General features: G+C 74.6%; 8 protein-coding genes. 2 read left to right on the top strand and 6 right to left on the bottom strand.

Going from position 1 to position 7,929, the window contains the following annotated elements; genetic code table 11:
- The 5 genes from ABD308_RS39050 to ABD308_RS39030 form a co-directional block, all read right to left on the bottom strand.
- A partial coding sequence (locus ABD308_RS39050) for a dioxygenase family protein (RefSeq protein WP_344345824.1) occupies positions 1-744 on the bottom strand: 744 nt, incomplete at its 3' end.
- A 141-nt stretch (positions 745-885) separates the two neighbouring features.
- A complete protein-coding gene (locus tag ABD308_RS39045) occupies positions 886-1,803 on the bottom strand; it encodes a helix-turn-helix domain-containing protein (protein WP_344345822.1) in 918 nt (305 codons plus the stop codon).
- A 164-nt stretch (positions 1,804-1,967) separates the two neighbouring features.
- The gene (locus tag ABD308_RS39040; RefSeq protein WP_344345828.1) at positions 1,968-2,744 is read right to left on the bottom strand and encodes an SCO1664 family protein; all 777 of its coding nucleotides are present in this window, start codon (positions 2,742-2,744) and stop codon (positions 1,968-1,970) included.
- A 92-nt stretch (positions 2,745-2,836) separates the two neighbouring features.
- Positions 2,837-3,406 (bottom strand): DUF3090 domain-containing protein, encoded by a 570-nt coding sequence (locus ABD308_RS39035; RefSeq protein ID WP_344345820.1) that lies wholly within the window; start codon positions 3,404-3,406, stop codon positions 2,837-2,839.
- A gap of 192 nt (positions 3,407-3,598) precedes the next feature.
- On the bottom strand, positions 3,599-4,306 hold the full coding sequence (locus ABD308_RS39030; protein WP_344345818.1) for a histidine phosphatase family protein: 708 nt from the start codon (positions 4,304-4,306) through the stop codon (positions 3,599-3,601).
- A gap of 146 nt (positions 4,307-4,452) precedes the next feature.
- Between ABD308_RS39030 and ABD308_RS39025 the strand changes: the two genes are divergently transcribed.
- Positions 4,453-5,445: a magnesium and cobalt transport protein CorA gene (locus ABD308_RS39025; RefSeq protein WP_344345816.1), complete on the top strand. Its 993-nt coding sequence runs from the start codon at positions 4,453-4,455 to the stop codon at positions 5,443-5,445.
- A gap of 39 nt (positions 5,446-5,484) precedes the next feature.
- On the opposite strand, the gene ABD308_RS39020 is transcribed toward ABD308_RS39025, so the two are convergent.
- Positions 5,485-6,543, bottom strand: a complete 1,059-nt coding sequence (locus ABD308_RS39020; protein ID WP_344345814.1) for an LLM class F420-dependent oxidoreductase — start codon at positions 6,541-6,543, stop codon at positions 5,485-5,487.
- Between the two features lie 287 nt (positions 6,544-6,830).
- Here ABD308_RS39020 and ABD308_RS39015 point away from each other — a divergent pair, with 287 nt between their 5' ends.
- A complete protein-coding gene (locus tag ABD308_RS39015; RefSeq protein ID WP_344345812.1) occupies positions 6,831-7,811 on the top strand; it encodes an aldo/keto reductase in 981 nt (326 codons plus the stop codon).
- The last annotated feature ends 118 nt before the right edge of the window (positions 7,812-7,929 follow it).

The following is a 7,929-nucleotide window of genomic DNA, read 5'->3' as shown; positions in this document are numbered from 1 at the left end:
GGCGGCCCAGGTGCCGCCGCTGGTCGGGGTCGGCGTCGGCGAGGTCGGCCTCGGCGAGGTGGGCGTGGTCGTCGGCGTCGGGGTCTGCGCCACGTTGAGCACGAAGTCGAACGTGGCCTCCTTGGCCGAGCCGACCTGGCGCACGTTCATCAGCAGCCGGGCGTCGTAGATGGTGTCGGTGCTGTTGCGCGGCTCGTTCGGGAAGTACAGCTGGGTGGTGATCACCGGCCGGTTGGGCGCCTGGAGCTTGACGTGGATGTGCCGGGTGCGGCCGGGGTAGAGGCCGGGCACGATCGTGGTGAGGCTGAACGCGCCCTGGGCGTTGGTGAACTGGTGGCCGCGGAAGGTGTAGCCGGAGTTGTCGTAGTTGCCGTTCACGTCGGCCTGCCAGAAGTCCATCAGGACGTTGCCGATCGGCAGGCAGCCACGGCCGAAGACGAAGCCGCTGACGGTGAGCCGGGTGCCCGGGGTGCTGTCGGTGATGAGCGAGGTGCGCAGCGGGGAGTTGGGCTTGAAGTAGGGACCCTCGGTCTGCTCGATGGTCGGGGCGTCGCCGTCGTGGCACTCGGGGGTGAACTCCGGCGTCTCGCCGGTGCCGACCCGGTCACGGGCCAGTGCGACGCCTCCGCCGACCAGCAGCGGCGCGGTGCCGAGCACGGCGGCGGCCCGGAGGACGGTCTTGCGGCTGATCCGGCGGTCGATCGGATCGTCCGTCCCGGTGAGAGGCTCTTCGGACGCGGGCATGCGCCGACTCCTTCGGTGTGAGTGTGGGGGATCTGGTGGTGCCGTCCGGGGGCGGCCCTTGCCATGGTGGGGGCATGACAAGGACCGGGCCGACGGGCCGCCCGCTCGCGCCGGGCGGCCCGCCGGTGGCCAGCAGTCAAACTACGGGCCGCCAGGGGCCGCCGCGATGGACGTGATCCGGGGATCGTGGTGATTTCCTCCGACCCTCGACCGGAACTCCCCCGGCGTCATCCCGGTCTCCCGGCGGAAGAACCGGCAGAAGTACGCCGGATCGCCGAAACCGGCCTCCCTGGACACCTGCCGCACCGTCAGTTCGGTGCAGGCCAGCAGGCGTTTGGCCTCCAGCGTCTGCTGCTGGCGGATCAGCCGGCCCGGGGTGTGGCCGGTCGCCTGCTTGACCATCGCCTGCAGGTGCCCGGAGGAGACGCCCAGCTCGTGCGCGCAGGAGGCGACCGAGCGCTGCACCCCGCCCGGGGTGGCGATCAGCCGGGTGAAGGCGGCCGCGAGGTCCCCCGTGCGGCCGGGGAGCGCGCCCGCGCCGCCGGGCGAACAGGCCCGCAGGGCGCGCACGATGAGGATGTGCAGACTGGCCCGCAGCACGCCCGGGTAGCCGGCCGGGCGGGCCCGGTACTCGGCCTCCATGTCCGCCAGCAGCCCGGCGATCGGCCCGGCCTGCTCGCCCAGGCACACCGCCGGGCGGGAGGCCAGGGTGCGCAGCGCGGCGAGGTCCTGCGGGTGGGCCAGCAGGAAGTCCTCGTTGAACAGCACGACCTGTCCGGTGAGGTCGTCCGCGTCCGCCCAGTAGTGCACCTGGCCGGGCGCGATCACGCACAACTGCGGGGGCTGCAGCGGCCGCTGGACCAGGTCCAGGACGTGGGCGCCGCGTCCGCCGGTGACGTAGACGATCTCGTAGAAGGAGTGCCGGTGGGGGAAGCCGGCCCGGGACAGCGGGCCGATGGCGTCGAAACTGCCGATCGCGAACGGCAGCAGATGCGGCAGCGGGACCTGGAGGCGGTGCAGCGGCAGGTCCAGGTGGGGGGTGGTCCGTCGCTCTTCCATCGTCGCAGTGTGCGGCCAGGGCGGCTCACCGGTCCAGACCAATACCGGCTGTACCGCCCCGTGGACCATGGGATCGAGGGGTCGCCCGCCGCCGCACGCCCCGAGCCGAAGGCACACCCGTCCCGGCCGCACCGGTCAGGAGCGGCCGGGAGGCGGACCGGCGACTACACCGGCGGCCAGGGGATGGACGGCCAGTCCTCGGAGGGCAGCGGGTGGGTGCCGGTGGTGAGCAGGGCGGCCACCCGGGAGCGGGCGGCGTCCAGTTCGGCGGCGGTCAGGTGCGGGGCCAGCCGCTCCCCCAGCGCGCCGTCCAACTGAACGGCCAGCCCGGTCAGCACCTCGGCCGCCTCGGCGGGCAGCGGCTGTCCGGCCCAGCCCCAGAGCAGGGTGCGCAGCTTGCCCTCGGTGTTGAAGGTGACGCCGTGGTCGATGCCGTAGAGCCGGCCGTCGGCGGCCGGGATCAGGTGGCCGCCCTTGCGGTCGGCGTTGTTGAGGACGGCGTCCAGCACCGCGAGCCGGCGCAGCCGCCGGTCGTCGGGGTGGACCAGCAGCGCGGTGCGCCCGTCGCCGACCTCGGCCCGGACGATCGGCAGCCAGCCGTCCTCGGGGCCGCGCGGGTCCTGGAGCGCGAGCAGCGGGGCGGCCTCCGGGTCGGGCTCCACCCACAGCTGCACCATGCCGGGGCCGTGCGGGCCGTCGCGCAGCACGGTGGGCGGGACCAGGTCCCAGCCGGTGGCGGCGGACAGCTCGTACGCGGCGACCTCGCGGCCCGCCAGGGTGCCGTCCGGGAAGTCCCAGAGCGGGCGCTCGCCGGCCACCGGCTTGTAGACGGCCTGGGCCCGGCGGCCGTCGGCCGCGCTGACGGTGCAGTAGAGGGCGGCGTTGGAGGCGTCGGTGAGCCGGCCGTGCACGGTCAGCCCGCCCTCGCGCAGCAGCCGCAGCGCGCTGGACGGGTCGGCGGCGAGGGCGGCGCTCTCGGCGGGGTCGGACCGCGGCGGCTCCGGCGGGTCGGCCGGCCGCGCGGTCGGCGTGCTCAGCGCCGGTACCCGTTCGCGCGCGGGCACAGGTGGCCCTCCGGGTCGAGCGGGAGGTTGCAGAACGGGCAGGGCTTGCGGCCGGCCGCGACGAGGTCCAGCGCCCGCTTGGCGAACACCCGGGCCATCGCGCCGGACAGCCGCACCCGGAGCATGTCCGGGCCGTTCTCGTCGTCCTCGAAGACGGCGGCGCCCTCCTCCTCGCCCTCCTCTTCCTCGACCAGAGCCTGGGCCTCGACCACCAGGCAGCCGTCCACGCTGTCCCAGGCGAGCGCCATCGTGCCGACCCGGAACTCCTGCTCCAGCGGCAGGTCCAGCGGCGCGGTGTCGAGCAGGTCCTGCGGGGCGCTGGCCGGGATGGTGGCCGCGCCGCCGCTGCGGCGCAGCGCCTCGTCGAGGACCTCGTCGATCCGCTCGGCGAGCGCGGCGACCTGGGTCTTCTCCAGCAGCACGCTGGTGATCCGCCCGCGGGCGCTGGCCTGCAGGTAGAACGCCCGGGCGCCGGGCTGGCCGACGGTGCCGGCCACGAACCGTTCGGGCTGGTCGTAGAAGAAGACCTGACGGGTCACGCTCTCGCTCCGGGTCGTATCGATCGTCGTGGGCGTCCGGGGACGCCGCTGGGGTCGGTCGGGGGTCGGGGCTGGGTGGTCCGGGGTGCCCGGGCCGCGGCGCGGGGACCCACTGGTCACCCTACGACCTCCGGGGCCGCGTCGGGGAGCCGAGCCCCCGGCGGTGGCCGGGCACGGAACCCGGCGGACGCCTCAGGCCGTGCCGGTGGAGCCGCCGACCACCGCGTCCCCGCCGGGACCGCTCCGGCCGCCCGGGCCGGCGGGCCGCGGGGCGAGCGGGGCGAGGTCGCCGGTGTCGCCCATCCGCAGCAGGAAGGGCCGGCGCGCGGTGTAGCGGATCGCGGTGACCGAGCAGGGGTCGACGTTGATCCGCTGGAAGTGGTCGAGGTGCAGGCCGAGCGCGTCGGCCACCACCGCCTTGATCACGTCGCCGTGCGAACAGGCGACCCAGACCGCGTCCTCGCCGTGCTCGGCGGCGATCTTCTCGTTCCACTCGCGGACCGCGCCCACCGTGCGGTGGCTCAGCTCGCGCAGCGACTCGCCGCCGGGGAAGGCGGCCGCCGCCGCGTGGTCCTGGACGACGCGCCACAGCGGCTCCTTGGCCAGCTCGGCCAGCGGCCGGCCGGTCCACTCGCCGTAGTGGCACTCGCCGAGCCGCTCGTCCAGTGCGGGGCCGGCCAGCTCGGGGCGGGCGGCGAGCAGCGGCTCCAGGGTCTGCCGGCAGCGCTCCAGCGGGCTGCTGACCACCTGCACCAGCGGGACCGGGGCGAGCCGGTCGGCGAGCGCGGCGGCCTGCGCGCGCCCGGTGTCGTCGAGCTCCACCCCCGGTGTCCAACCGGCCAGGATTCCGGCGGTGTTCGCGGTCGAGCGGCCGTGGCGGACGAGCAGCAGGGTGGGCATGGGGCCTACCCTACGGCCTCCCGGGCCGGGGCGGGCCCGGGCGCGGATCTCCGGCCACCGCCCCCGGTGGCGTCCCCGGCGGCGTCCCCGGCGGCGGGACGAACCGTCGTGGCGGCGGATGTTTCGGACACGGTTTTGCGGCGACAATGGCCCGCATGATCGTCCACTGTGCCATCTACCGCGACGGCCGACCGGTCGCGACGCCCGCCGACCCGGCCGGCAGCCTCGCCGCCGCGCGGGCGGCGGGCCCGGGCGGCTTCGTCTGGATAGGCCTGTTCGAGCCCACCACCGAGGAACTCGACCGGGTCGGCGCCGAGTTCGGCCTGCACCCGCTGGCCGTCGAGGACGCGGTCGGCGCCCACCAGCGCCCGAAGGTGGAGCCGTACCAGGGCTCGCTGTTCGTGGCGCTCAAGACGCTCGGCTACCACCCCGGCGGCCACGCGGTGACCAGCGGCGAGGTGATGCTCTTCGTCGGCGAGGACTTCGTGATGACCGTCCGGCACGGCGCGGACAGCCCGCTCGGCGACCTGCGCTCCCAGCTGGAGCGGCAGCCGGAGGTGCTCAGGTTCGGTCCGAGCGCCGTGCTGCACTCGGTCTGCGACACGGTGGTGGACGGCTACGTGGACGTGGCCGTCGGCATCCAGGCGGACCTCGACGAGCTGGAGGCGGACGTCTTCGCGCCCGGCCGGGTGGGGCGCGACGTCGCGAGCCGGATCTACGGCTACAAGCGGCAGCTGGTGACCGTCCGCCGGGCCACCGGCCCGCTGGTCGACCCCATGCTGCGGCTGGAGCGCGGCGGCGCGCCGTACGTCCGCGCCGAGGCGCTGCCGTACCTGCGGGACGTCTCGGACCACCTGGCCCGCACCAACGACCAGGTGGAGGGCATGGACCGGCTGCTGTCGGACATCCTGGCCGCCAACCTGGCACAGGTCAGCGTGCAGCAGAACAACGACATGCGGAAGATCTCCGCCTGGGCGGCACTGGCCGCCGTGCCGACGATGATCGCCGGCGTGTACGGGATGAACTTCGAGCACATGCCCGAGCTGCGCCAGCCCTGGGGCTACCCGGCGGCGGTCTCGCTGATGGTGCTGGTCTGCGTCCTGCTGCACCGGGTGTTCAAGCGGCACGACTGGCTGTAGGCCCCTCCCCGTCCCGCACGGAAAGGGGCCCCGCCGCCGCTACGCGAGGCCGGCGCGCTCCAGGGCCTCGACGCCGGTGCGCAGCGCGGTGATCCGCTCGTCGAGCGTGAAGCCCGCCGGGGCCAGGGTGAGCGTGGTGACGCCCGCGTCCGCGTAGGCCCGCATCCGGTCGGCGATCCGGGCGGTGTCGCCGATCAGCGAGGTGGCGTCGATGAGGTCGTGCGGGACGGCGGCGGCCGCGCCCGCGTAGTCCTTGGCCAGGTAGCGCTCCTGGACCTCGTCGGCGGCCTGCTCGTAACCCATCCGGCGGGCGAGCTGGTTGTAGAAGTTCTTCTCCTTGCTGCCCATGCCGCCGATGTAGAGCGCGGTGTAGGCGCGCTGCGAGTCGACACCGGCCTTGACGTCCTCGCCGACGGCGATGGCGACGGTGGGGCAGACGTCGAAGCCGTCGAACTCCTTGCCCGGCTCGGCGCCGGCCTTGGCGCGGCCGGCCCTCAGCGGGTCCAGGGAGAGCGCGGCGTGCGCGGGGTCGAAGAAGATGCCGAGCCAGCCGTCGGCGATCTCGCCGGTCTGCTCCAGGTTCTTCGGGCCGATCGCGGCGATGTACAGCGGGATGTGCTCGCGCACCGGGTGCACGGTGAGCTTGATCGGCTTGCCGGGGCCGCCGGGCAGCGGCAGCGTCCAGTGGGCGCCGTCGTGGACCAGCCGCTCGCGGGACATCGCCTTGCGGATGATCTCCACGTACTCGCGGGTGCGGGCCAGCGGCTTGTCGAACTTCACGCCGTACCAGCCCTCGGAGACCTGCGGACCGGAGACGCCGAGGCCGAGCCGGAAGCGGCCGCCGGAGAGGGTGTCCAGGGTGGCGGCGGTCATCGCGGTCATCGCCGGGGTGCGGGCCGGGATCTGGAAGATGGCCGAGCCGACGTCGATCCGCTCGGTCCTGGCGGCGACGTAGGAGAGCACGGTGGCCGCGTCCGAGCCGTACGCCTCGGCGGCCCAGCAGACCGCGTAGCCGAGCCGGTCGGCCTCCTGCGCGACGGCGATGTTGTCGGCGTCCATGCCGAGTCCCCAGTAGCCGAGGTTGATGCCGAGTCGCATGGGCACTGCCTTCCAGTCGGGTTGCTCGGGAGCGCGACGACGCGTCCGGCCGACATGCTACTGGCCGGTAGCCGTGCTGCGGGTCACATTCCGGCGGTCGGTCCGCGCGCTCCGGTCCGGTGCGGCCGACGGTGATCTTCCTGCGGGTCTGCACACCTGCCCGGGCACCGGCCGCTACGCTCAGCCGACGTGGGGCGCCGCGTCCCACCTGCGGGTTTGTCCCCGTCGGGCGAGCCGCCCCGCAGCGTTGTGCCACCGCACCTTCGGCCAGTGAGAGGGCCCGTCCGATGGAAATGCGTCACCTCGGCCGCACCGGGCTGCAGGTCTCCCGGCTCGGCCTCGGCACCATGACCTGGGGTCGCGACACCGACGAGCAGGAGGCCGCCGAACAGCTCAAGGAGTTCGTCGACGCTGGCGGCAACCTCGTCGACACCGCCGACGTCTACGCGGACGGCGACGCCGAGTACCTGCTCTCCCGGCTCACCGACAGCCTCATCCCCCGCTCCGAACTGGTGATCGCCACCAAGGCGGGCAGCGTGCCGGCCTCCGGCCGCCGCTTCGACGGCTCGCGCGGCCACCTGCTCGCCGCGCTGGACGCCTCGCTGCGCCGGCTCGGCACCGACTACGTCGACCTCTGGCAGGTGCACGCCTTCGACCCGGCCACCCCGGTCGAGGAGACCCTGAGCGCCCTGGACATCGCCGTCTCCTCCGGCCGCGCCCGCTACGTCGGGGTCTGCGACTTCAGCGGCTGGCAGCTCGCCAAGGCCGCCACCTGGCAGCACGCCCACCACGGCCGGGTGCCGCTGGCCGGGGCTCAGCTGGAGTACTCGCTGCTCCAGCGCGGCATCGAGCGCGAGGCCCTGCCGGCCGCCCGGGACGCCGGAGTGGGCCTGCTCGCAGGCTCCCCGCTCGGGCGCGGCGTGCTCACCGGCAAGTACCGGCACGGCCTGCCGCAGGACTCGCGCGGCGCCTCGCCGTACCTGTCCGGGTTCGTCCAGCCCTACCTCGGGGAACGCTCCCGGCGGATCGTGGACGCCGTAGCGACCGCCGCCGACGGGCTGGCCAGCAGCCCGCTGGCGGTCGCGCTGGCCTGGGTCCGGGACCGTCCCGGGGTCGCGAGCGCGCTGGTCGGGGCACGGACCGTCGGACAGCTTCAGGCGGCGCTGTCGGTGGAGGAGCTTACGCTTCCGGAGGAGATCCGCGGTGCGCTCGACGACATCTCGGCGCCGGTCCACCGTTATCCCGACCAGGGGTGGAGCGAGCTGTAGCGGCCGCTCGACCCCGCCACCCGAGCCTGCCCGAACCGACCGACCGCCGGACCGGCCGCCCCGGGCGTCCAGCGACCGGTCCGACCCGGCCGCCCGCACCCGCCACGGGGCGGACGGC

Origin of the sequence: Kitasatospora putterlickiae, from assembly GCF_039527695.1 — a bacterium.
Taxonomy (GTDB): Bacteria; Actinomycetota; Actinomycetes; order Streptomycetales; family Streptomycetaceae; genus Kitasatospora; species Kitasatospora putterlickiae.
Note: the sequence above shows the minus strand (reverse complement) of the source record. Positions and strands in the feature narration are given on the sequence as shown.

What these genes read in the sequence shown, in the direction of transcription:
- ABD308_RS39045 (WP_344345822.1), bottom strand. Translation starts at nt 1,803, where the DNA reads ATGGAAGAGCGACGGACCACCCCCCACCTGGACCTGCCGCTGCACCGC.
- ABD308_RS39030 (WP_344345818.1), bottom strand. Translation starts at nt 4,306, where the DNA reads ATGCCCACCCTGCTGCTCGTCCGCCACGGCCGCTCGACCGCGAACACC.
- ABD308_RS39025 (WP_344345816.1), top strand. Translation starts at nt 4,453, where the DNA reads ATGGCCCGCATGATCGTCCACTGTGCCATCTACCGCGACGGCCGACCG.
- ABD308_RS39020 (WP_344345814.1), bottom strand. Translation starts at nt 6,543, where the DNA reads ATGCGACTCGGCATCAACCTCGGCTACTGGGGACTCGGCATGGACGCC.
- ABD308_RS39015 (WP_344345812.1), top strand. Translation starts at nt 6,831, where the DNA reads ATGGAAATGCGTCACCTCGGCCGCACCGGGCTGCAGGTCTCCCGGCTC.